The organism is Mycobacterium sp. SMC-13 (assembly GCF_045311035.1).
GTDB lineage: Bacteria > Actinomycetota > Actinomycetes > Mycobacteriales > Mycobacteriaceae > Mycobacterium.
On record NZ_JBJIAI010000001.1, the window covers coordinates 187,585 to 210,856 of the forward strand.

A 23,272-nucleotide genomic window follows, 5' to 3' on the forward strand; every position below is an offset into this window, starting at 1 on the left:
GGTCTCGCACGAATGCGTGCGGGGACCGGCCATTGGGCGTCTTATGGGGCTGCTAGCGGCCCTGCAGTGCCGCCAGCACCCGATCGGGATGACGGGTGCTCACCAGCCAGTACGGCGTGGGGTCATCCGGATCGTCGAGCACCACGAGGATCAGCGGCCCGACCCAGGCCCGGTGCACGACGTACGCGGCCGGATCCAGTTGGCGTCCCAGCGCCGCCGACTTCGCCGAGCGCGGCACCTCGGCCGACCGGGAGATGACGCTCGTCGGGATGTGCGCCGGTCCCACCCACAGCTCGGTCTCGGCGTCCGGCCCGGTGCCGGTGCTCACCACCCGCAGCTCGATGCGCCCCATCCACACCAGCGTCGCTGCAGCGACCGGCAGCAGCACGGCGAACGGCGCCCAGGCCGGCACGCCCGACACGCCTTGCACCACTTCCAGCGCGATCAGGGCCGCCAGCCCGAAACCCGGTAACCACCACCACAAAGGCACCGTCAACCGCTCCCGATAGCGGACGGTTTGGGTGGCTGCTCGCGTGTCTGACACGCCGCCAAGGGTAGTCTGTGCGGTCGTGTCCACCTCTCTGGCGGTAGTTCGGTTGGACCGGGATCTGCCGATGCCGGCCCGTGCTCACGACGGCGATGCCGGCGTCGATCTGTTCAGCGCGATCGACCTCGAACTGGCCCCCGGTCAGCGCGAATTGGTGCCGACGGGGATCGCCGTCGCGATTCCGCACGGCATGGTCGGCTTGGTGCATCCGCGATCGGGATTGGCCATCCGCGTTGGCCTTTCGATCGTCAACGCGCCCGGGACCGTCGACGCCGGGTACCGCGGTGAGATCAAGGTGGCGCTCATCAACCTCGACCCCAGCGAGCCCATCATCGTGAAACGCGGTGACCGGATCGCGCAGCTGCTCGTGCAGCGGGTCGAGTTGCCCGAGCTGGTCGAGGTCACGTCGTTCGACGAGGCGGGGCTGGCTGACACCTCACGTGGCGCGGGCGGCCACGGTTCCTCCGGCGGACATGCGAGTTTGTGATGGCATTCGAGTTCAACCCCGAAGAAGACGGCCCCTTCGACATCGAGGACTTCGACGACCCGGCCGACGCCGAGGCGGCCCGCCTGGACCTGGGTGGCGTGCTCGTCCCGGTGCCCGACGGTTCGCAGCTCAACGTCGAGGTCAACGAGCAGGGCGTGCCGAACGCCGTCTGGATCATGACGCCCAACGGGCGGTTCTCCGTGGCCGCGTACGCCGCACCCAAGACCGGCGGGCTGTGGCGTGAGATCGCCGCGGAACTGGCCGAATCGCTGCGCAACGACAACGCGCAGGCGCGCATCGAAGACGGGCCGTGGGGCCGGGAGGTCGTGGGCCTGCCGGTGCCGCAGCCCGGCCAGCCGCAGGTCGTGATGCGTTTCATCGGGACCGACGGCTACCGGTGGATGGTGCGCTGTGTCGTCGTCGGCACCGAGGAGACCATCGACGCCATCGCCGACGAGGCGCGAACCTCGTTGGCGGACACCGTGGTTCGTCGTGGCGACACCCCGCTGCCGGTTCGCAGCCCGCTGCCGGTGCAGCTGTCCGAGCCGCTGCTGGAGCAGCTGCGCGCCGCGGCCCAGCAGATGGCGCAGCAGCAGATGGAGCAGGCTCAGCAGGCGCTCGAACAGCTGCAGCAGCAGTTCGGGCAACAGCAGCCCGAAGGGGAGCCCGACGCCCGTCGCAGCGAGCAGGGCTCGGCCATGCAGCAGCTGCGCACCCAGCAGATGGGCACCATCACAGGAGGCTGACGGCCTCCCGCAACGCGGCCACACAGGCGTCACCGAGCACTGTCGGCTCTTCGCCCATCGCATCGAGGGTGACGGTCCGCAGCGCGGCCCGGGGAGCCGCCACGGCCCACTCCGCGGCGACCGCGACGGGGTGCACGGCGTCGTCGACCGCCCCGGCGACACCCATCGGCACCTGCAGCTCGGCGAGCTGTTCGCGCGTCGGCCCGCCATAACCGGCCGCTTCTTCCATCGCATCCGGCAGGCCGGGCCACTGTGCCGTCCACGACCGCGTCAGTTCATCCGCGAGCCAGGCCGGGCTGCCCGCGCGCATGCCGGCGACCGCCGCATCGAGCCCGATCTCGCGTAGTTGCTGCGCCGAGTAGCGGGCGGCCTGGGCGGCCGGCGCGCCGTCGGACTCGCCGGTCCAGGCGGGCAGGGCGGCCAGGACGGCGATGCACTGTTCGGGATGCTTGAGCGCCCAGTTCGTGGCGACCGCAGCGCCCAGGGACACGCCGCCGACGATGATCGGGCCGTGTTGCGCGGCGGCGTCGAGCGCCTCGACATAACCGGCGATCAGGTCGCCCGGCAGCGGCCGCGGGGCGATCACCACGGCACCCGCTTCGAGCAGGGCGCCGCCGAAGGCCCGGCGGATGTAGTCGTCGTCCGATCCCGTCCCGGGCAGCAGTACCGCGGTCATCCCCTGCAAGTTGGCCGTCATCCCTCGATGGTGCCCGGCGGCCGGGACGGCGCACGCAAGGGGGTCCGGGCGGCCGTGCCGTCCAGTGAGCGGGATAACGAAGATATATCCCGTGCCGAAATGGCGAATCGGAACCAAGAGGTCTAGCGTGACGTTGGTTAGATAGCGGGTCCACGGTGGATTCGCAGCAAGTCTCAGGAGAGACCATGGCTACGGCGGAAGGCTATTTACGCCGACTCACCCGGCGGCTTACCGAGGACCTCGAACAGAGCGATGTCCAGGAGCTGAACGACGAGGCCCTGAACACCGGCGCCATGCGAGCGGTGGACTGCACGCGCGGACAGGAAGTGACGATGGTCGGCACGCTGCGGTGTGTCGAGACCAACGGCAAGGGCTGTTCGGGCGGCGTGCGAGCCGAGCTGTTCGACGGCACCGACACGGTCACGCTGGTCTGGTTGGGTCAGCGGCGTATCCCAGGCATCGAATCCGGGCGCACCCTGCGGGTGCACGGACGACTCGGCAACTTGGACAGCGGGGCCAAAGCGATCTACAACCCGCATTACGAGATTCAGAAGTGACCTTCCCCGACAAGGGGACCGCGAACGACGCGCAGGCCGAAGCCGACATCGAGGCCCAGCAGGATGACGGCGACGCCAAACTGACGGCGCACGTCCTGCTGGAGCAGATGGGCGGCCTGAGCGGCCTCATCTATTCGTCCCTGCCGGTCCTCGTTTTCGTCCCCGTCTCGAGCTTTTTCGGGCTGACCGCCGCGATCTACGCAGCGCTCGGCGTCGCCGCCCTGGTTCTCATCTGGCGGCTGGCGCGGCGCGAATCGGTGCAGCCGGCGGTGTCGGGCTTCATCGGCGTCGGGATCAGCGCGCTGATCGCCTACGTGATCGGCGCCTCGAAAGGCTATTTCCTGCTTGGCATCTGGTCATCGCTGATCTATGCCGCGGTGTTCGCGATCTCGATCCTCATCCGGCGCCCCCTGGTCGGCTACGGCTGGAGCTGGGTCACCGGACACGACCGCAGCTGGCGCGACGTCCGGCGGGCGGTGCTGGCGTTCGACATCGCGACCGCGGTGTGGGCGCTGGTGTTCGGGGCACGCTTCCTGGTCCAGAACCACCTGTACGGGCTGGACCAGACGGGTCTGCTCGGGGTGGCCCGGATCGCCATGGGCTGGCCGCTCACCGCGGTCGCCGCGCTGGCGTCCTACCTGGCCATCCGGACGGCCCAGAAGGCCATCCGCGACGCCGAACACCACGTCACCGAGGATTAGCCCGGATTCAGCACCTGGTTGCGCAGCTCCTGCTCGACCTCGGCCACCGCGACGAACAGCAGTTCGTCGCCGCCCTCGAGCGGCTCGTCCGATTCGGGCACGATGACGCGCGGGCCGCGCAGGATGGTCACCAACGTGGCATCCCGGGGCAGTTGGAGTCGCTTGACGGCCTTGCCGCCCCAGGGTGTGTCGTCGGGCAGCGTGATCTCGACCAGGTTGGCCTGGCCCTTGCGGAAGCTCATCAGCCGGACCAGGTCGCCCACCGACACGGCTTCTTCGACCAGCGACGCCAGCATGCGGGGCGTCGACACGGCGACGTCGACGCCCCAGCTGTCGTCGAACAGCCACTCGTTGCGCGGGTCGTTGACGCGGGCCACGACGCGGGGGACCGCGAACTCGGTCTTGGCGAGCAGGCTCACCACCACGTTGGCCTTGTCGTCGCCGGTGGCGGCGATGACGACGTCGAACTCATGCAGCTTGACGGACTCGAGCAGCGAGATCTCGCAGGCGTCGCCGAGGCGCCACTGCGCCGCGGGGACGGCGTCGACGTCGATGTGGTCCGGATTGCGTTCCAGCAGCGTCACCTCGTGGTGATCGACCAGTTCCCGCGCGATGGAGCGGCCGACGGCGCCGGCGCCCGCGATTGCGACCTTCATGTGCGCTCCTAGTGGCTTTCGACGTCGTCGCCGGGCGGCAGTGATGCGATGGCGATGGCTTCGGCGACACGGCCCGACACCGCGGCCATGTACACCTGATCGCCGGCCTGGATGACGGTCTTGGCGTCGGGCAGCACGCCGCTGCCGAACCGGATGAGGAACGCGACGCGGCCGCCGGTCGCGCCTTCCAGCGCGGTGACGCGGTAGCCGACCCAGTCCTCGTGCAGGGACAGTTCGGTGACGCCGACGTTGCCCGACGGATCGCGCCACTTGGTGGTCTCGGTCTCGCGGGTCAGCAGATTCAGCAACCGGTCGGTGGTCCACGGCACGGTCGCGATGGTCGGGATGCCCAGCCGCTCGTACACCGCCGCGCGCTTGGCGTCATAGATACGCGCCACGACGCGCTGCACACCGAACGTCTCGCGCGCGACGCGCGCCGAGATGATGTTCGAGTTGTCACCGGAGGACACCGCGGCGAAGGCACCGGCCTCTTCGATACCGGCCCGCTCCAGCACATCCCGGTCAAAACCCATGCCCAGCACGCGTTCTCCGGGGAATTCCGGGGACAGCCGGTGGAACGCCGTCTTGTCCCGGTCGATCACGGCGACCTCATGGCCGATGCGGGCCAATCCGTCCGCCAGCGATGCGCCAACGCGGCCGCAGCCCATCACGACTACTCGCACCAGCCGATCCTTTCTGGGCCGGAAGCCGGCCCTGAAGCGAATTTCCTGCCTCAGCTCAGTCCGAACGCTACAACCCGGGCCCTTGGGGCTTACCCTTGGCTCTCGTGTCCAAGCTTTCGACCGCGACGCGCCGGTTGGTCCTCGGCCGACCCTTCCGAAGCGACAAGCTCGCCCACACGTTGCTGCCCAAACGTATCGCTCTTCCGGTGTTCGCGTCGGATGCGCTGTCGTCGGTGGCCTACGCGCCGGAGGAAATCTTCCTGGTGCTGTCGGTCGCCGGTCTGTCCGCCTATTCGATGGCGCCTTGGGTCGGTCTCGCGGTGGCCGCAGTCATGCTCATCGTGATCGCCAGTTACCGGCAGAACGTGCATGCCTATCCGTCCGGCGGCGGCGACTACGAGGTGGTCACGACCAACCTCGGGCACACCGCGGGGTTGACGGTGGCGAGCGCGCTGCTGGTCGACTATGTGCTGACGGTCGCGGTGTCGACGGCGTCCGCGATGTCCAACATCGGATCGGCCGTACCGTTCATCGCCCAGAACAAGGTGTTGCTGTCGGTCCTGGCGATCCTGATCCTGGCGTCGCTGAACCTGCGCGGCATCCGGGAATCGGGTACTGCCTTCGCGGTTCCCACCTACGCCTTCATGATCGGCATGTACATCATGTTGGCCTGGGGCTTCATCCAGATCTTCGTGCTGGGCCACCCGCTGCGGGCCGAGTCCGCCGGTTTCACCATCAAGTCCGAGCACGGCGACGTGCTGGGCTTCGCGATGGTCTTTCTCGTGGCCCGGGCGTTCTCGTCGGGCTGTGCCGCCCTCACGGGTGTGGAAGCCATCAGCAACGGCGTGCCGGCGTTCCAGAAGCCCAAGTCGCGCAACGCCGCAACGACGCTGCTGCTGCTCGGCGCCATCGCGGTGTCGTTGTTCATGGGCATCATCGTGCTGGCGAAGCAGATCGGCCTGAAGATGGCCGACAGCGTCGACCAGCTGGAGGGCGCGCCCGCCGACTACCACCAGAAGACGGTCGTCACCCAGCTGGCCGAGGCGGTGTTCCAGGGCTTCCCGGTGGGGCTCTATCTGATCGCCGGTGTCACGGCGCTGATCCTGGTGCTGGCCGCCAACACCGCGTTCAACGGTTTCCCGGTGCTGGGCTCGATCCTGGCGCAGGACCGCTACCTGCCGCGGCAGCTGCACACCCGCGGTGACCGGCTCGCGTTCTCCAACGGCATCCTGTTCCTCGCGTTCGCCGCCATCGCCTTCGTGGTGGCGTTCAACGCCGAGGTCACGGCGCTGATCCAGCTGTACATCGTCGGCGTGTTCGTGTCGTTCACACTGAGCCAGATCGGCATGGTGCGGCACTGGAACCGGTTGCTGCGCACCGAGACCGAAGCGTCCGAGCGTCGCCGCATGCAGCGCGCGCGGGTCGTCAACACCATCGGATTCATCTGCACGGGCGCCGTGCTGCTGGTGGTCATCGTGACGAAGTTCCTGGCCGGCGCGTGGATCGCGATCCTGGCGATGAGCCTGCTGTTCGTCCTCATGAAGGCGATCCACAAGCACTACGACACCGTCGCCCAGGAGCTGCGCTCCCAATCGGGGCCGGACGAGGACGTGGTGCTGCCCAGCCGAAACCACGCCGTCGTGCTGGTGTCCAATCTGCACCTGCCGACGCTGCGGGCCCTGGCCTACGCGAAGGCGACCCGCCCGGATGTCCTGGAGGCCATCACCGTCAGCGTCGACGACGCCGAGACCCGCGAGCTGGTGCACAAGTGGGAAGACAGCGACGTGTCGGTACCGCTCAAGGTCATCGCCTCGCCGTACCGCGAGATCACCAGGCCCATCCTCGATTACGTCAAGCGCATCACGGCCGAGTCGAAGCGCACCGTCGTGACGGTGTTCATCCCGGAGTATGTGGTGGGCCACTGGTGGGAGCACATCCTGCACAACCAGAGCGCGCTGCGCCTCAAGGGCAGGCTGCTGTTCATCCCGAATGTGATGGTGACTTCCGTTCCGTGGCAGCTGAATTCGTCCGAGCGCGTGAAGGTGACCATGACGCCGGGCTCGGCGCCCGGTGACACCCGACGGGGCATCATCGAGTGAGTGAAGTAACACTGACCGTGGGCCCGCCGGCCAACGGTGGCAGCTGCGTCGCGCGCCACGACGGCCGCGTGATCTTCGTCCGCCATGCCCTGCCGGGCGAGGTGGTGCGCGCCGAGGTGACGTCCGAGCGCGGGTCGTACTGGCACGCCGACGCTGTCGAGGTGCTCGAGCCTTCGCCCGACCGGGTGGCATCACTGTGCGCGATCGCCGGTGCACAGGGATCCGGTTGCTGCGACCTGGCTTTCGTCGATCCCGCCGCGGCGCGGCGGCTCAAGGGCGAGGTGGTGGCCAATCAGCTGGCGCGCCTCGGCGGCTATGAGGCGGGCGACCTCGTCGCCGAAGAGGTCGGCACCGTCGGCCCGACCGGGTGGCGTACCCGGGTGCGCCTGGAGGTCGGCGCGGACGGCCGCGCCGGGTTCCACCGGTATCACAGCGACGAACTGGTGACCGACCTGTCGTGTGCCCAGGTGCCGGCCGGGATGTTGGACGATCTGCCGTTGCAACCGCCCGGCGCGCACCTGCATGTCGTACTCGACGACGCCGGACACCGGCACGTCGTGCGGTCCGTTCCGCACGCCAAGAAGGGCGCGGGAAAGAACGCCAAACGCGGCCTGACCGAGGTGGTCTCGGGCGAGTACGAGGCCGTGCAGCGCGTCGGCGATCGGGAATGGCGCGTGCCCGTGACGGCGTTCTGGCAGTCCCATCGTGACGCCGCCACCACCTACAGTGCCCTGGTCGCCGAGTGGGCGGAGCTGTCCGAGGGCCAGACGGCATGGGATTTGTACGGCGGCGCAGGCGTTTTCGCGGCGGCACTGGCCGGCGCGGTGGGGGAGTCGGGTCGCGTGCTGACGGTCGACACGTCGCGCGGATCGGCGCGCGCCGCCCGGGCCGCGCTGGGCGACCTGGGCAGCGTCGAGGTGCTGACCGATTCGGTGCGCCGGGCGCTGGGCACCCAGCGGGTGGCGGCCGACGTCGCGGTGCTGGACCCGCCCCGGACCGGCGCCGGGCACGAGGTCATCGATCAGCTGGCCGCTGCAGGGGTGCCCCGCGTGATCCACATCGGTTGTGAGGCAGCCTCTTTCGCGCGCGACATCGGTCTCTACCGTGGACACGGTTACGAGGTGGCGAACCTGCGGGTTTTCGACTCGTTCCCGCTGACGCACCACGTCGAGTGTGTGGCGCTGCTGACGCGCTAGCGGTTTCACAAGTGGAAGGGCTGCCTGATGGCCACCGTGGATGTGTCTGTGGAATGCGTCATTGCGCGGCCCCGCGGTGTCGTGGCCGCCTACGCCGCCGAACCCGACAACGCCCCACAGTGGTACGTCAACATCCGGTCTGCGAGTTGGGTCACCGCCCGACCGTTGGCGGTGGGGTCGCAATTCACCTTCACCGCCTCGTTTCTGCGCCGGACCCTGACGTACACCTACGAGGTCGTGGAGTTGGTTCCCGACCGCCGTCTCGTCATGCGCACCGCCGAAGGACCATTCCCGATGGAAACCATCTACGAGTGGACCGATGTCGACGCGCAGACCACGCGGATGCGGCTGCGCAATCGCGGTGCGCCGAGCGGTTTCTCGCGCCTCGTCGCGCCGCTGATGGCGGGGGCGATGAAGCGCGCCACCACCAATGACCTCAAGCGGTTGAAGACCATCCTCGAATCGGAGGGCGCGTAGCGGCGCGGTGCGGGCACGCTGTCGGTGCTCGGCCCGGCTGCTAACTTAGCGGACAGGTGTGCCGGGAAGCCTGGTCGGCGCCGTTCAACGCTGCCCAGGAGAGTCCCGATGACCAACCGCAACACGCGCCGGCGCCTGCTGAGCCGGGGCAGCTGGCCCGAAGCCCAGCGGTTCACCGAGATCCTGCGCAAGGAGACCGTCGGCGGCATCCTGCTGTTGCTGGCGGCCGGTGTCGCCCTGATCTGGGCCAATTCGCCTGCCGCGCACAGCTATCACGCACTGTCCGAGTTCGCGGTCGGCCCGGCGTCGTGGCATCTGCACCTGAGCCTCTCGGCCTGGGCGGCCGACGGGCTCCTGGCGGTCTTCTTCTTCGTCGTCGGTGTCGAGCTCAAGCGCGAATTCGTCGCGGGCGACCTGCGCGATCCGGCGCGCGCCGCGCTGCCCATCGCAGCGGCCGTCGGTGGCATGGCGGCACCCGCCGCCATCTTCGTGGGCCTGAACCTGGCGCTCGGGCACCCCGAGAATCTGGACGGCTGGGCGGTGCCGATCGCGACGGACATCGCCTTCGCCCTTGCGGTCCTGGCCGTCATCTCCACACATCTGCCCACCGCGCTGCGCACGTTCCTGCTGACGCTCGCCGTGGTCGACGACCTCCTGGCCATCATCGTCATCGCGTGCTTCTACACCGATCACCTCAATCCCACGGCGCTGGCGCTCGCGGTGATTCCCGGTGGGTTGTTCGTCGCGGCCGTGCAGCGCGGCATCCGGCACTGGTGGCTGCTGTTGCCGCTCGCGGTGGCGACCTGGGCGCTGGTGCACGCGAGCGGCATCCATGCCACGGTGGCCGGCGTGCTCCTCGGGTTCGGGGTACCCGTTCTGGGCAGGCACGCCTCGGCCGAGGCGTTCGAGCACGCGCTGCGGCCGCTGTCCGCCGGGGTGGCGGTGCCGGTCTTCGCGTTCTTCGCGGCGGGCGTCAGCGTCGGTGGTTGGCCCGGCCTGGTGGACGCGATCACCCATCCGGTGACGGGCGGCGTACTGCTGGGGCTGGTGTTCGGCAAAGCCATCGGTGTGTTCAGCACCACATTCCTGCTGGCGCGATTCACCGGCGCCGAACTCGACGAGGGCCTGGGCTGGCTGGACGTCGCCGGGGTGGCGATGCTGGCCGGGATCGGCTTCACCGTCTCGCTGCTGATCGGTGAGCTGGCGTTCGGCACCGGCACGGCCACCGGCGCCGATGCCAAGATCGGCGTGCTCGCCGGTTCGGTGATCGCCGGGATGCTGGCCGCGGTCGTGCTGCTGTCGCGCAACGCCGCCTACCGCCGGATCCACGAACGTGAGACCGCCGACGACGACGGCGACGGTGTGCCGGACATCTATCAGCCTTGACCGGCTCTACCCGTAGTGCGTGCGTAGACTGTCGGAATGCTTGAACAGGTCCGCGGCCCAGCTGATCTGGCGCACCTGTCGCAGCCTCAGCTGACGGAACTTGCCGCCGAGATCAGGGAATTCCTGGTGCACAAGGTGGCCGCCACCGGCGGGCATCTGGGCCCCAACCTGGGCGTCGTGGAGCTGACGCTCGCCCTGCACCGCGTCTTCGATTCGCCGCACGACCCGATCATCTTCGACACCGGTCACCAGGCCTATGTCCACAAGATGCTGACCGGACGGTGCCCGGACTTCGAGACCCTGCGCATGAAGGGCGGCCTGTCCGGCTACCCGTGCCGCGCCGAGAGCGAGCACGACTGGGTCGAGTCGAGCCACGCCAGCACCGCGCTGTCCTACGCCGACGGCCTGGCCAAGGCCTTCGAACTCTCCGGCTACCGGAACCGGCACGTCGTCGCCGTCGTCGGTGACGGCGCGCTCACCGGCGGTATGTGCTGGGAGGCGCTCAACAACATCGCGGCCGCCAACCGGCCCATCGTCATCGTCGTCAACGACAACGGCCGCAGCTACGCGCCGACCATCGGTGGCCTGGCCGACCACTTCGCGGCACTGCGCCTGCAGCCCGGCTACGAGAAGGCGCTGGAGCGGGGCAAGCACGCGCTGCGCGGCGTGCCCGTGGTCGGCGAGTTCTGCTACCAGTGCGTGCACAGCATCAAGGCCGGCATCAAGGACGCGCTGGCACCGCAGGCACTGTTCACCGATCTGGGGCTCAAGTACGTCGGGCCCATCGACGGGCACGACGAGCACGCCGTCGAGGCGGCGCTGCGGCATGCCCGCGGGTTCAACGCGCCGGTGATCGTGCACGTCGTCACCCGCAAGGGCATGGGTTACTCGCACGCGGAGAACGACGAAGCCGAGCAGATGCACTCGACCGGCATCATCGACCCGCACACCGGGCGGTCCACGGCCGAGTCGGTGCTGGGCTGGACGTCGGTGTTCTCCGAGGAGCTGATCAAGCAGGCCACCAAGCGGCGCGACATCGTCGCGATCACCGCGGCCATGCCGGGCCCGACGGGCCTGTCGGCGTTCCGGCAGCGTTTCCCGGACCGGTTCTTCGACGTCGGTATCGCCGAGCAGCACGCGATGACGTCGGCCGCGGGTCTGGCGATGGGCGGCATGCACCCCGTCGTCGCCATCTACTCGACATTCCTGAACCGGGCGTTCGACCAGATCATGATGGACGTGGCGCTGCACAAGCTGCCGGTCACCATGGTTCTCGACCGGGCCGGCATCACCGGCAACGACGGTGCCAGCCACAACGGCATGTGGGACATGTCGATGCTCGGCATCGTGCCCGGCATGCAGGTCGCCGCACCGCGCGATGCCGCCCGGCTGCGTGAGGAACTCGGCGAGGCGCTTGCGGTCTCTGACGGACCCACCGCGGTGCGGTTCCCGAAAGGCGCTGTCGGCGAAGATATTCCCGCCGTCCGCCGCCAGCACGGCGTCGACATCCTGACCGAGCCCGCCGACGGCCTGTCCGACGACGTGCTGCTGGTCGCCGTCGGCGCGTTCGCCCGGATGGCGCTCGTCGTCGCCGACCGGTTGCGCAAGCAGGGCATCGGTGTGACGGTCGTCGACCCCCGCTGGGTGCTGCCGGTCCCGGCGGCCATCGCCGACCTGGCCCGGGCCCACAAACTCGTTGTGACACTTGAGGACAACGGTGTCGCCGGCGGCATCGGCTCCGCGGTCTCGGCGTCGCTGCGTCGCGCCGAGATCGACGTGCCGTGCCGCGACGTCGGCGTGCCCCAGCAGTTCCAGGACCACGCCAGCCGCAGCGAGGTGCTGATGTCCATCGGCCTGACCGACCAGGACATCGCCCGCCAGGTCACCGGCTGGGTCGCCGCCCTCGGCAGCTCGGTCGACATCGCCTCGCAGTAGTAGCCCCCTTATTTCCCGCGAGCGGCCGTGTTTGTACACGGATTCGCGGTGTGTCGCGGGCATTTTGGGGCCGCTCGGCGGCGATCGAGGTACCGCATCTCACCGCGTCTGACGCGGCTGCTCTGGACTAGACTTGTGCGACCAGGGTCAGCCTCGCGCTCACTGTGCACCTAGGCGACGCCACCCTCGGGCGCTGCGTTGGCTCGCACGGTGTTCAGTATCGACACGATGTTGTCGACATCAGCTTCCGTAAACACCTCTTCAGGGCCGGTCGGCGCTTTGTCGGTGTAGGGGGAATCGTAGAGTCGCGCGACGGCGACGACGCCCGTTGCCGTCAGCTCGCTGACGATGAGATTGATGAACCGAATCTGGTCCGCAGTGAAGCGCGATCCGTCGAGGTACGCCCCGAACGCTTCTATCGCTGCGGCACGATCCAGACCGACGAGCGACCTCACGAACAGTCCGAGGCCCTCTACTTTCGCCAAGTCGATGTCGGCCGGATCGCCCACGCCGCTGTCGAGCAGCATGCGCTCCAGAGCGATCAGGTCGTCGGGCGTCAGCGGCTTGTTGCGGTACAGGCGTTGCAGCGTGATGTGGTCGAGATGGGACCTGAGGTACGCCCGCGCTTTCGCTTTGAACCGGTCCCAGTTGGTCCCTGGCGTGACGTTGGGCAGATCGATCAATGTCGTCTCACCGAGTTCGTCCTGAAAGTCGGTGTACACAACAGTCTTTTGAGCGGGGTCCAGGAAGCGGACCAGCGCCCGCACCCGCAGTCGGACGAGTTCGAGCATGGGCAAGGTGACGTCGACCCACCACTCGTCGGCGCAGATGTCGGCAAGGAGAGCCTGTTGCGCGGCCACCGACGGGATCGAGGTCTTGGTCAGCAGTTCCTCGGCGATGTCCTGAACTTTTGTCCGGATCCGTTCAGCGGCAACAGCATCACCGTCGAGTTGCGCCAGTTGGCGGCGCAGGATCAGCAGGTCGAACCGCTTGGCCTGCTCGTCGTTGTCCAGTTCCGAGGAAGGCAGGCCGGCGAGTTGGGTGGCGACGTCGCTCGCAGCTTCATGCGTCAACGACGACCACGCCGGCCATTGCGCGTACTGTTCGACGAGTCGGCGGTGGGGCCGGACCAACACGTTGTCGAGGTTCATGCCGACGACGATCTTGTGCAGGCTCCATGCGGTATCGACGCGAAGGCCGCGTTCAGATTCCGTGCCATGGCCCTCAGGCGGATTCGTCCCGGGAACAGCGGAATCCAGCGCAGTCACCAGCCCGAGGCGGATTTCGAAGAGTCGCTGGTTCAGCGATTTCTGTAGCGAGCCCTGCGTACCGGGCAGGTCTTGATTGAAGAATTCCAGGTTTCTGCAGCAGTCGAAGACGTAGAAGTTCTCCTTGTCCTGTCCGGGCCCGAACAGGTTGGGACGCAAGCGAGTTCCGCGGCCGATCATCTGCCAGAACTTGCTCTTGGACCGAACTTCTTTGAAAAAGACCAGGTTCACTACATCCGGCACATCGACACCGGTGTCCAGCATGTCGACGGAAATGGCGATGTGCGGTGCCTTGTCGGTGACGGAGAAGTCGTCGATGAGGCTCTGAGCGCGCTCGGTGCTGTGGGTGATGACGCGCGCGAATGTACCGGCGTACTCGGGGTATTGGATGTTGAACCGCTCGGCGATGAACTGTGCATGGGCTTGGTTCTTGGCGAAGATGATCGTCTTGCCGAGTCGGTCGCCGCCGGCGACCTTGTGCCCCTGCGACATCAGCTGCGCCAAGATCTTGTCGACGGTGTCGGCGTTGAACCAGAAGCGTCCCAGCTCTTCTGCCGACATGGCGTCGGGGGTGTCATCATCACCCCAGTCCAGGGAGTCCCATTCGTCCTTCTGGGCCTCGGTCAACTCGTCGTAGCGAATACCTTGGCGCAGGAACTTGGTGCCAACCGAAATTCCCACGGCGGGAACAAGAAAGCCTTCCTTGACAGCGTCGTCCAAACCGTAGGCGTCGGTTGGCATGCCGTCTTCGAGGTTGAACAGCCGGTAGGTGTTGTGGTCAACCTCGTCTTTGGGCGTCGCGGTGAGCCCTACGAGCAGTGAGTCGAACCAGTCGAAGATGGTGCGGTACTTGTGATACACCGAACGGTGTGCCTCGTCGATCACGACGAGGTCGAAATAGCCTGGACCGAAAGGCCGTAGCCCGTCGTCGACGGAGTTGATGAGGTTCATCATCGTGGGGTAGGTGCTCACGTAGACCCGGCCATCGGTGATCTTCTCGGTCACCAGGTTTACCGTTGTGGCGTTGGGCAGGTGCTGCTTGAATGCGCCGACGGCCTGATTGACCAGGGCGGTCCGGTCGGCCAGGAACAGCACTCGCTTGACCCAGCCGGCTTCCATAAGCTGCTTGACCAGTGCGATGACGGTGCGAGTTTTGCCTGATCCCGTCGCCATCACCAGAAGCGCCTCGCGCTTGTGCGCGGTGAATTCCTCACCAACTCGGCGGATTGCGTGAATCTGGTAGTGCCGCTCGACTATCGCCGAGTCGATCTCTGCGTCCGCCAACGACCTGCGGGTTGTGCGCCGCGAAATCGCCAGGGCCAGTTCGTCGGCGGTGAAGAAACCTTGGACCTGGCGGGGCGGATACCCGCCGGCGTCGTCCCACATCCAGTGGTCGTAGCCGTTGGTGTAGAAGATGATTGGCCGTCGGCCGGTCATCTGCTCCAGGCAGTCGGCGTATTGCTTGGCCTGTTCCTGGCCGACGTGCGGGCTCTTGCTGGTTCGCTTGGCTTCGACGACGGCGAGTGGCAGACCGTCAGCACCCCACAGCACATAGTCGACGTAACCCATGCCGCCGCTGGGCATTCCCGTGACTTCGAACTCGCGGTCCCGTGGTTGGTCGAGGGTCCAACCGGCCTCGGCGAGATCGAGGTCGATGTACTCGGTGCGGGTCTGCGCTTCGTTGTAGTCGCGATCGTCGGGCTGCTGCTTCGCGGCCTGGGCGGCTTTGATTTGCTCACGCAGCGCGGCGATCTCGGCGTCTTTCGACGCGGCGAGCTCGTCTTTTTCTGCCAGGGCTTTGGCGTGTGCTTCGTCCTGTGCCTTGAACTTCGTGGCCAGCTGGGCGACCTCGTCACGGCTCAGGGGCGCGGCCTTCGCCGCCAGCTTGGGATCGAACGGCAGCTTGAGTGGCGCGGCCTTGGGATAGGCCGAGTGGTGGTAGACGGCCCACACCGTGACGTGGTGAAGTTCCCGCAGGACCGCGAGCGCGATGTTCGGCGCGATGGCGCGCCGTTCGTGCACCGCCGCGTTGCCGGCTTTGCGAATCAGGTTGAGCTTGTGAACGATTGCCGGCGGCACTTGGGTACTGAACGGACGTTCGTTGATCCGGGCGGCCAGGTCGTCTTTGTATGGCAGCGGGAGATCCATCACGTCGTAAAGCAGGCCGACGAGTTGTTCGATGGCGCGCCGGCCGTAGATGCAGGCCGAGCGCGGATCGGAGGCCAGGTAGCTCTCGGCGCGGGCACAGTCGGATTGGATGTCGGGCCATTCAGCGGCACCGATGAATGCGAAATTGCTCATCCGCGCTCAGCCGGAATGTTCATTCACGAACATAGTCGGACTCACAGGGTCACTGTACTGGTAGTGAGCAACATGATCGTCAATTTCTGCCGGTCAATGGTCGAGGTGTTGTCACGAGTTGTCACGATGCGAATTCCTTTGCTGGCGGGCGAACCGAGCAGTGTTGCATGTCGAGCCGACAAGTTGTGACTGATTGGTTGCTCGGTTCAAAAACTAGGACGGCCCGCCTATTCGTCGGCTTCGCGCAGGGTGCCGCGGAAGGTCCGTTCGGGCTTGCCTGCTTCAGTCCACTCGCGATAGCTGCGCACGGCGTGTCCGAAGACCTTCGTCAGGTGTTTCCCGTCGCGTCGGTTGACTGCTCCCTCTACGAGGTCTGTTGGCTTAGTCATGGTTTCGCGCATCGGAAAGTCAACCGCAGGTAGGTATGCGTCGGCCACGGGGAGGGCCACCCATGTCCCTTCACAAGCACGGCGAAATGTTTCGCCAACGTAGTAGACGTACCTCATGGTCGTGTGGACGTTGTCGAGCGAGAAAGCGCTTCGATGGTTGTCGTACAGGTCGAGGAGCTTCTGTTCGACTATCGCCAAGCTCGCTTCGGTGTACATCTGCTCGCGTATCTCGGGGAGGTCGTAGTACGGGAATTCGATCTCCATGACGGCTTCCTGCATCTTCAGCCAGCCCAGGAACTGTTCGTTGGACTGTGCATCGCGGAACGCTCGAGTGAGTTGCGTCGGGACGTAGTCGAAGGACTCACCCATGACGATTCTTCAACGTCAGCCACTCATTCCTCGCGCAAGGTGCCGCCAAACTCCCTTGGTGGACGACCCTTTTCAGCCCATTCGTCATAGAGACGCAGAATGTTGTTGTACACGCGCGTGATCTCCAGGCCTGTTCGGCGGGTGAGTGCGAATCGGATCAACAGCAAGGGTTGAACCAACATCTCGTCGAAGAGCACGTCGATGGCCGGGAGCAACGCTCCCGGTTGGCCTTTCTGGCTGGGCGGCGGCAGTGCTACCCAGGTTGCTTCAATGGCGCGTCGGACTGTTTCGCCAACGTAGTACGCGTAGCGCATCGTTCGGTGAACAGCTTCCTCATTTGCATAGGCGCTGGGATCGTCGGGGTACAGCTCCATCAGCTTCTGTTCGACTACCGCAAGACTGTCTTTGGTGAACATGATGTCGCGCACGTCCGGTAGGTCTTCATAGGGAAATTCGATTTCCATCGAGGCTTCCTGCATCTTCAGCCAACCCAAGAACTGTTCGTTGGTTTGCGCTTCGCGGAACGCCTTGGTGAGTTGCACGGGGACGTAGTCGAACGACTTACCCATCCTGATTCTCCCTGTTGGTCACAGTCGATTCACCGTGAACTGGTCTGGATATCTGTCTTGCAGACTCTGGAGCGCAGCGATCTCCGCTGGGCTGTACGGATAGTTTGCGTTGAGGTTGTAGGTGAGCTGATGACCGAGGGCTAGAACGCGTTCGTCTTTGGCCAGCTGGTCCATGTCGAGGCGTCCACTCTTGTTCTCGATGAACTCGTTGAGATCGGGACTCACCCAGTCCCAGCGACGACCGGGGACGATCGTCTGGTCTGAGTATTGCGAATGCCATCCGTCGTCCTTGCTGTAGCCCATCACTTCGGCCGCGTACTTGTCGAACCACCAGCCGTTTGCAGAGTTCTCTTGAAGCTGGTCGTAGTTGGAGCTCCAGCGATTCCAGTCCCACTCCTGGCCGCCGCGGTGCAGATAGTTCTGCCAGGCCAGCCACTTGGACAGAGGAATGCGATGGTGATGGGTCTTGGTGCCGTCGGGATCGTAGATCTCGATGTCAACGAACTTTTGGTTGTCAAGCAGACCTTTTTTGGCCGGGTCGAGTGCAACTGTGAGTGAGTCAATGGCTGTCGCAGCGGTTTCTACCGCGGCGATGTAGCTCCGGATGTTGGTGCCGGCCTGGTTGAGCCTCCAGCGCATGGCCGCGGGCACGGCCCGGAATGACGCGCCGCCAGTGACTTCCGACGACAGCACCACGACTGACGCGGCCCCGCCCATCCACATCGCGGTGCTGTTGACCTCACTGGCAATGTTCGCGCGCATCGCGCTGGTGGCTGCAGAGAAGCTGTGCGTTAGGGCACTCAGTGTGCGGCCGTCGGCGGCGACGGCATCCGCGGGAGCGCTCAGATTGGCGATTGTCTCGTAGAACGCGGTGGCGTCGGGCATGTCGTGGTCCGGTCGTCTGACCTGATTCACCACGTCACTGACAGCTTCAGCGACCGTCGTTGCGAACCGTTGCCACATGTCCGAAGCGGCGTCGAGGCCCTTCGTGTCTGCGTTCGGAGTTTCCTTGCCGACCGCCTCGACCAAGCCGGGAATGATGTCGGTCAGACCGACGCCATTGGCGCCCACGGAACTGGAGATCGTCGACGACGGTTCAGAGATCGCCGGTCGCGGTGGCAGATTGGCCGGGACGGGAATCTTGCGACGGCCGGCGTGGAATTCAGCCCACGCATGGTTGACTCCGGCTTGGTAGACGCGTCCAGCCAGCGAAGACCAGGCTTGTGCCAGCGAATCGGCGCCACCGACAGCATCGCGCGCGGCGCTGTCATACCGCGATCCCCATTTCGTGCCGACCGGGTCGTTGCCGGCCATGTGGCCGGACCCGTGCGATGCGCCTGAGACCACGCCGGCAGCACCAGCCACCTTCGATCCCGCACGGCCGAGTATCGCCGCGGTCAGGAAATACCAGTCTGAATCGACAACCCAAGTACCCATGGATGCTCGCTACTTGCCGGCCATGCGCAGATTCATCGCCATGACGGTCCGGTAGGCGTCTTCGGCCTGGGTGGACCACGCGGTGAAGTCCGCGAGCGCGGTGCGCATGTCGTGCGCTGACCGCACCCAGTTCCGGTGGCGAGCCTCGTATGCTTCGGCGGCTGCACCGTCCCACGACTGTGACACCTGACCGATAAGCGATTCCACCCGGCTCAACGATGTCTCGCAGTGCGCTAGGTAGGCCTGCATTTTCGACCGCAGTTCATTGAGCGCGTCGACGTCGACGGTGTACCCAGTCATTGCGACCTACCGCTCATCCCACGCGCTGCGAACGATCGATCCACCGCGCTCATCCTGTGCTGCGTAGGCCGCCACGCTTTGGACGACCCGGATCGCGATTTCGTCGGCGTCGTCGACGATGTTCGTCGCGGCGGCGCGAAACTCATCCCAGTCGCGGCCGAACATCCGAGCGGCCTCACCGCGCCACGAACCTTCGACGACGTCATCGACCGACGCGACGAGCTGGCGCAGTTCTTCACGCAACTCATCGGCGATGGTCCGAAACTCGTCCGCAGCTGCTTTGACCGGCTCGGTCTCGATGCGCAGCCGTGCGCCCCCCACGTCCGCCATGCGACCCCCTTCGCCGACTTCAAGCGCCAGTCTAGCGAGGCCGACGATCAATGCCGGATGTCCCACAGGTGCACATGCCCGGGCATCTGTTGGTCCGTGAACCATTCCCAGTCTTCGTATCGGTCGGCCGCGGACCGCCAATGGTCGGCCTCGGTGTCGCGGCCGACCGCCCGCAACACCGCGGCGACCCATCGCTGGAGCTCCTGGCTTTTGTCGTGGAAGCAGACACCGTCGAGCATCTCGATTGCCTCCCGCGTGCTGCCGTCGATCGCGGAATCCATATGCTGTGGCGCGATTTCGGCGAAATCCAGCTCTGCCAGCGCGAGCCGGTACGCCGCATCAGCTGCCCGCATCGGGTGGTACATCTCACGGCGTTCGATCAGATTGGACGCCATTTCCTTGGCCAGCGCCACCGATTCCTCGGACGGCGGCAGGAAGTCGATCAACGCCCAAAAGGTGTGCAGCAACAGCTCGGGATCGTGGGCGTCGACCTGCCGGGCGAGCACCACGGCGGATCGATAGGCGGACTCAGCTTCGTCCAGGTCGCCGAGCTCCTCATACGCCGCGCCGAGTTGGGTGCTGAGGTGGGAGGCGAGATTGAGCCGACCCGATATCAGATGCTCGTCCATCTCGACCCGCAGGTCCGCGATCCGCTCGCTCAGCGTCTTTGGTGGATTCAACTCGTCCACGATCGTGCGGATCTTCTGATTCAACCGGGTGCTATCGGTGCCGTAAGTAGACATCGACTGCGAGTCGAGATCGTTGCCCGCCAACGCCATCGTCAGTGCATCGCAACGCAATCGGCGCGCCTGACTGTAGTGATCCAGAGCCTTCTCCAACTGTCCTGCCCCGGCTGCCTCATCGCCGAGGAATTCGCATTCCTCAGCGGTCGGTTGCTCGCTCATCTCCCGACCTCCGTTCCGTCCATGCCCGCCGCGAGCAGGATGACGTCGTCGAGGGCCTCCGAGAGCAGCGCTCGGTCCTCGGGGCCATCACATTGGGCGGCCATCCGCGCCTGCACGTAGAGCAACTGGATGAGCCGGTCGAACACCAGGTCATCGTTCGTCCGGGTCAGGGCACGGATCACTCGGTTGCTCCAGTTCACCACCAGATGCACGAGGTTGCCGTACCCAGGCGATGCCGCGTCGATCTGCCCGTGCCCGATGAAGACCGCGGGCAGGTCGGCGGAGGGAAACTGGCGCACCACAACGCGAGCACCAGATGCTTTGAGCGCCTGGGTCGCTCGCTGTTCGAAAGTCAGAATGTCGCCGACCGCGTCCGTGGGCGGTACGGCGAGTGCGGCGACTTCGGAAGCGGGGTAGGCGCGGGTGACCGTCACTCCGGAAACGACCTGCGGCAGCATCAGCAGCACCTCCTGGTCCAGGGTGTGGCCGGCGTTGACGACGAGTCGTCCATCGGGGTTGAAGCTGGCGATGGTGTGAAATTCCTTGACGGACACGGCATAGAGAACGTTCGGGCTGTGGGCGACCACGTCGACCAGGCGCATCTGCCCTGCTGTCGTTTGGACCGTCAGCATCGGTAGGACGACTTCGGCAAGCTCCAGATTCTCGCCGTCTGCGTCACGTGTGGCTGCCGAGCGCAGCTCCAGTTCGTTGTCGGCGACGAACTCGGAGAACCGCTGCGGGTCGGTATCTGCCAAGGTGCGCAACCACTTCAGCGCTGCCTGCCCGAGCTTGCGTCGGGTCGCGACCAGCGCCGCGTTGTCGACGATGGCCTCACGGCTGGCTGTCGGCTCCAGTGTGGTCGAGTTGGCTACCGCCCAGGCGAAGAACGCCCATGGGGGCAGCAGCGAGCTGTCGGCGTCGTCGACGAGCATGTTGTTGATGTAGATGCGGTTCCGCCCGGCGGCTTTCGAGCGACCGTATGTCGCGCCGATGTAGACGGCGCCGTCGAGCCCGAGAGCGGTGTCGTGGACCTCGATGGCGTCGAACTGCTTGCCGACACCGAGACCGCCGAAGATCGGTGGAACCCCACGCACGATCTCTGCACGATGGGTGCCGAAGTCGATTCGCCAGGGTCGCGAAACATCTTGTGCACCGGTGTTTGTCAGCACACTTAGCTGTGCCGGCAGAAACTCGGCGTACTTGCGCGCCAGCGGGATGACCTGCTCGCTGCGGGCCCAGCCGATCATGTCCGGCCTCGGGCGGAGTCGCACGGTGGTTCCCACGGCACTGTCGACGGTGAGAGTCTGCACGGTGTAGGTGCCGTCGCTTTTGCCTATCCACTGAATCGGGTCGGCGCCGGTGGCGCTGCGGGACATGACGGTGATCTGATCGGCGATCAGGAAGCAGCTCAGCAGGCCGATACCGAACTGCCCGATGTAGGTGCTCCGGTTGCGCTCAAGTTGGGCGCCTTTGGAACTGGCGCCGACGGTGGCCAGGAACTGCTCGACCTGCTGCTCGCTGACCCCGATCCCGCCGTCGGTGATCATGAACTCGTTGGCTGGCGAGTGGGGAGACGCGACTCCGTAGGGCGAGATGGTGATGCTGCGGGGCGCGGGCGTACCGAGAGCGTCGCGGGCGACGATGGCATCCATTGCGTTCTGGATCAGTTCCCGGACGTAGACGCCGGGGCTGGAGTAGAGATTCTTGCTGAGCAGCGAGATGACGCCGCCGAGGTCCACTCGGAAGTTCTGCTGCTGGGGTGCGGACATTGTGGGTTCTCCTGCGTCGGTTCAATCGAAAGCCGCATAGCGTCGCACAGGCCACCGACAATTCTCGAAGGCCTTCGTTCGGGGCTGTCGGAGTCAGCGTGTATGACTTGGATGAGCTTGATGACTTATTCGCAAGGGGGCGACGATGCAACTCAACCTGTGGTCTGGTGGGCCGACGCTCACTCTTGCGGGCTATTGGCAACGGGGAAGCACGCTGCGGGACGATCCACCCGACACCCAGGTCATGGGTTACCGGTTCGACGGTGGCGCAACAGGATCGGTGATGACGCGTGCTTACCCGGCTGAGTACGCGATGCCGTTGGACGAGAATGTGTTGATCGACGGTCTTCTCGACGCGCCGACTGCGGTCGGCGGGCAAGCCGGTTTGATCGAGGTCAACGTCGAGCGGACGGCAAACGGCGTGCCGTTCGTGTACAGCCTCATGAAGATCAAGCAGGACCCGAGCGGCGTGCAGTACAACCTGACGCTGCACCTGCACGCTGATCACGTTCAGCAGGTGCAGGGGTTCTTCGTGGAAGGCGATACCACCGGCGTGCGGGACGCGACCGTGTATGAGATTGCCCGGCAGAACCAATGGCCCCGGGAGCCGACCGCCGACGACCAGACCGGTGGCTGGGCGCGTGATCCTTACACGGGTTTGAGTAGAGGCTTCGTGATGAACATGAGCGAGCTGCCCGATTTCGACGGCCAGTTTCCGGCCCATCCGTTGTCAATGGCGCGGGAAGTCATCGGCGCTGTTCGGGTGAGTTGAATGTCGATTGTGACAGCAGCGGACGTCTACGGCGATTGGCCCGTGCAGGAACCGGACCATGTAGTGGAGTACATATGAGCGGCAAGAAATACAAGACGGCAACCAACCGTCAACCGCTGGTCTTCGGGGAAATCGAAGAACTGAGACGAAAGGGTTTCAACCAGACCGAAATTGCGGACATGTACGGTGTGTCACGGCAGGCTGTTTCGTGGCACAAGACCGTGTACGGCGGAGTGAAGTCGACCCGTCAGATCGTCAACACAGCATGGCCATGGGATACAACGGCGCAACACGGGAAGGCCTCACCGTTCCAGCGCCTGCGCGATCACGGTGAGTTCATTGCCACCGATGGTCGAGGCATGTCTGACTTCAAGCTGGAGCGGCACGCGGTTTGGCTGAATATGATGCGCGAGAACGACTTTGTCCTGGAGTTCGACCCGAGCATCCCGCCTACGCCTCGTGTAGCACCAACAGGAGGCTTCGCCTACCGCAAACGCGACCTGCAGATCGACGGGCTCGACCTGCTGATCCGCGTGAACGAGTTCACCAACCTGACTCCCGAGGGACGACGCCTCTGGAGCTACGCGCCGGGTACGTCTCCTCACGCAATCAGGCTCGACGGTGGGTGAATAGTGGTTTCCTCCACGATGGATAGCAATCGGTCCCAGATCGCTGTCGCCAACTCCGCCGGATCGA

General features: G+C 65.7%; 23 protein-coding genes. 11 read left to right on the forward strand and 12 right to left on the reverse strand.

Annotation, left to right across the window (positions count from 1 at the left end; all coding sequences use genetic code 11):
- Positions 1-52 precede the first annotated feature (52 nt).
- The gene (locus ACJH6I_RS00935) at positions 53-544 is read right to left on the reverse strand and encodes a DUF3093 domain-containing protein (RefSeq protein ID WP_029105317.1); all 492 of its coding nucleotides are present in this window, start codon (positions 542-544) and stop codon (positions 53-55) included.
- Positions 545-569: 25 nt separating this feature from the next.
- On the opposite strand from ACJH6I_RS00935, the gene dut reads away from it, so the two are divergent.
- Both dut and ACJH6I_RS00945 read left to right on the forward strand, forming a co-directional pair.
- Entirely contained in the window at positions 570-1,034 is a 465-nt protein-coding gene (dut, locus tag ACJH6I_RS00940) for a dUTP diphosphatase (protein WP_061006033.1), read from the forward strand.
- Positions 1,034-1,780: a DUF3710 domain-containing protein gene (locus ACJH6I_RS00945; RefSeq protein WP_318984403.1), complete on the forward strand. Its 747-nt coding sequence runs from the start codon at positions 1,034-1,036 to the stop codon at positions 1,778-1,780. The genes dut and ACJH6I_RS00945 overlap by 1 nt, the downstream gene beginning before the upstream one ends.
- Here the strand turns inward: ACJH6I_RS00945 and ACJH6I_RS00950 are convergent.
- Positions 1,767-2,477: an alpha/beta hydrolase gene (locus ACJH6I_RS00950; RefSeq protein WP_318984404.1), complete on the reverse strand. Its 711-nt coding sequence runs from the start codon at positions 2,475-2,477 to the stop codon at positions 1,767-1,769. The genes ACJH6I_RS00945 and ACJH6I_RS00950 overlap by 14 nt on opposite strands.
- 185 nt (positions 2,478-2,662) lie before the next feature.
- On the opposite strand from ACJH6I_RS00950, the gene ACJH6I_RS00955 reads away from it, so the two are divergent.
- Positions 2,663-3,034, forward strand: coding sequence for an OB-fold nucleic acid binding domain-containing protein (locus ACJH6I_RS00955; RefSeq protein ID WP_020101829.1), 372 nt, complete (start codon positions 2,663-2,665; stop codon positions 3,032-3,034).
- A gap of 107 nt (positions 3,035-3,141) precedes the next feature.
- Positions 3,142-3,735: a DUF3159 domain-containing protein gene (locus ACJH6I_RS00960; protein ID WP_406775696.1), complete on the forward strand. Its 594-nt coding sequence runs from the start codon at positions 3,142-3,144 to the stop codon at positions 3,733-3,735.
- On the opposite strand, the gene ACJH6I_RS00965 is transcribed toward ACJH6I_RS00960, so the two are convergent.
- Together ACJH6I_RS00965 and ACJH6I_RS00970 are read right to left on the reverse strand one after the other, a co-directional pair.
- Positions 3,732-4,391, reverse strand: a complete 660-nt coding sequence (locus ACJH6I_RS00965; protein WP_020101827.1) for a TrkA family potassium uptake protein — start codon at positions 4,389-4,391, stop codon at positions 3,732-3,734. The two genes, ACJH6I_RS00960 and ACJH6I_RS00965, sit on opposite strands and share 4 nt — an antisense overlap.
- Before the next feature lie 8 nt (positions 4,392-4,399).
- Positions 4,400-5,074, reverse strand: a complete 675-nt coding sequence (locus tag ACJH6I_RS00970; protein WP_081633431.1) for a TrkA family potassium uptake protein — start codon at positions 5,072-5,074, stop codon at positions 4,400-4,402.
- A 104-nt stretch (positions 5,075-5,178) separates the two neighbouring features.
- On the opposite strand from ACJH6I_RS00970, the gene ACJH6I_RS00975 reads away from it, so the two are divergent.
- The 5 genes from ACJH6I_RS00975 to dxs all read left to right on the forward strand — a co-directional run bounded on the left by ACJH6I_RS00975 (position 5,179) and on the right by dxs (position 12,167).
- Positions 5,179-7,173 carry an APC family permease gene (locus tag ACJH6I_RS00975; protein ID WP_318984405.1) on the forward strand — a complete coding sequence of 665 codons (1,995 nt, stop codon included), beginning with the start codon at positions 5,179-5,181 and terminating at the stop codon, positions 7,171-7,173.
- Positions 7,170-8,369, forward strand: a complete 1,200-nt coding sequence (locus tag ACJH6I_RS00980; protein ID WP_318984406.1) for a TRAM domain-containing protein — start codon at positions 7,170-7,172, stop codon at positions 8,367-8,369. The genes ACJH6I_RS00975 and ACJH6I_RS00980 overlap by 4 nt, the downstream gene beginning before the upstream one ends.
- Before the next feature lie 27 nt (positions 8,370-8,396).
- Complete coding sequence (locus tag ACJH6I_RS00985) at positions 8,397-8,846, forward strand: SRPBCC family protein (protein WP_318984407.1); 450 nt, start codon at positions 8,397-8,399, stop codon at positions 8,844-8,846.
- Between the two features lie 108 nt (positions 8,847-8,954).
- Complete coding sequence (gene nhaA / locus ACJH6I_RS00990) at positions 8,955-10,232, forward strand: Na+/H+ antiporter NhaA (RefSeq protein WP_318984408.1); 1,278 nt, start codon at positions 8,955-8,957, stop codon at positions 10,230-10,232.
- Positions 10,233-10,268: 36 nt separating this feature from the next.
- Positions 10,269-12,167 (forward strand): 1-deoxy-D-xylulose-5-phosphate synthase, encoded by a 1,899-nt coding sequence (gene dxs / locus ACJH6I_RS00995; RefSeq protein ID WP_318984409.1) that lies wholly within the window; start codon positions 10,269-10,271, stop codon positions 12,165-12,167.
- A gap of 170 nt (positions 12,168-12,337) precedes the next feature.
- Here the strand turns inward: dxs and ACJH6I_RS01000 are convergent, their stop codons facing one another.
- The 8 genes from ACJH6I_RS01000 to ACJH6I_RS01035 form a co-directional block, all read right to left on the reverse strand.
- Positions 12,338-15,736, reverse strand: a complete 3,399-nt coding sequence (locus ACJH6I_RS01000; RefSeq protein WP_406783589.1) for a DEAD/DEAH box helicase family protein — start codon at positions 15,734-15,736, stop codon at positions 12,338-12,340.
- Positions 15,737-15,963: 227 nt separating this feature from the next.
- Positions 15,964-16,494: a hypothetical protein gene (locus ACJH6I_RS01005; protein ID WP_267325541.1), complete on the reverse strand. Its 531-nt coding sequence runs from the start codon at positions 16,492-16,494 to the stop codon at positions 15,964-15,966.
- Between the two features lie 23 nt (positions 16,495-16,517).
- Positions 16,518-17,063, reverse strand: coding sequence for a hypothetical protein (locus ACJH6I_RS01010; protein WP_061002862.1), 546 nt, complete (start codon positions 17,061-17,063; stop codon positions 16,518-16,520).
- 18 nt (positions 17,064-17,081) lie between these two features.
- Positions 17,082-18,500: a hypothetical protein gene (locus ACJH6I_RS01015; protein ID WP_061002863.1), complete on the reverse strand. Its 1,419-nt coding sequence runs from the start codon at positions 18,498-18,500 to the stop codon at positions 17,082-17,084.
- A 9-nt stretch (positions 18,501-18,509) separates the two neighbouring features.
- Positions 18,510-18,800, reverse strand: coding sequence for a WXG100 family type VII secretion target (locus tag ACJH6I_RS01020; protein WP_133426801.1), 291 nt, complete (start codon positions 18,798-18,800; stop codon positions 18,510-18,512).
- Positions 18,801-18,806: 6 nt separating this feature from the next.
- Positions 18,807-19,196 (reverse strand): WXG100 family type VII secretion target, encoded by a 390-nt coding sequence (locus ACJH6I_RS01025; protein ID WP_234785293.1) that lies wholly within the window; start codon positions 19,194-19,196, stop codon positions 18,807-18,809.
- Positions 19,178-20,035: a hypothetical protein gene (locus ACJH6I_RS01030; RefSeq protein ID WP_061001341.1), complete on the reverse strand. Its 858-nt coding sequence runs from the start codon at positions 20,033-20,035 to the stop codon at positions 19,178-19,180. Before ACJH6I_RS01030 ends, ACJH6I_RS01025 begins: the two co-directional genes overlap by 19 nt.
- The gene (locus ACJH6I_RS01035) at positions 20,032-21,804 is read right to left on the reverse strand and encodes an ATP-binding protein (protein ID WP_406783590.1); all 1,773 of its coding nucleotides are present in this window, start codon (positions 21,802-21,804) and stop codon (positions 20,032-20,034) included. Before ACJH6I_RS01035 ends, ACJH6I_RS01030 begins: the two co-directional genes overlap by 4 nt.
- A gap of 145 nt (positions 21,805-21,949) precedes the next feature.
- Here ACJH6I_RS01035 and ACJH6I_RS01040 point away from each other — a divergent pair, with 145 nt between their 5' ends.
- Both ACJH6I_RS01040 and ACJH6I_RS01045 read left to right on the forward strand, forming a co-directional pair.
- The gene (locus tag ACJH6I_RS01040; RefSeq protein WP_318984416.1) at positions 21,950-22,576 is read left to right on the forward strand and encodes a hypothetical protein; all 627 of its coding nucleotides are present in this window, start codon (positions 21,950-21,952) and stop codon (positions 22,574-22,576) included.
- Between the two features lie 74 nt (positions 22,577-22,650).
- Positions 22,651-23,205, forward strand: a complete 555-nt coding sequence (locus ACJH6I_RS01045; protein ID WP_318984417.1) for an XRE family transcriptional regulator — start codon at positions 22,651-22,653, stop codon at positions 23,203-23,205.
- The last annotated feature ends 67 nt before the right edge of the window (positions 23,206-23,272 follow it).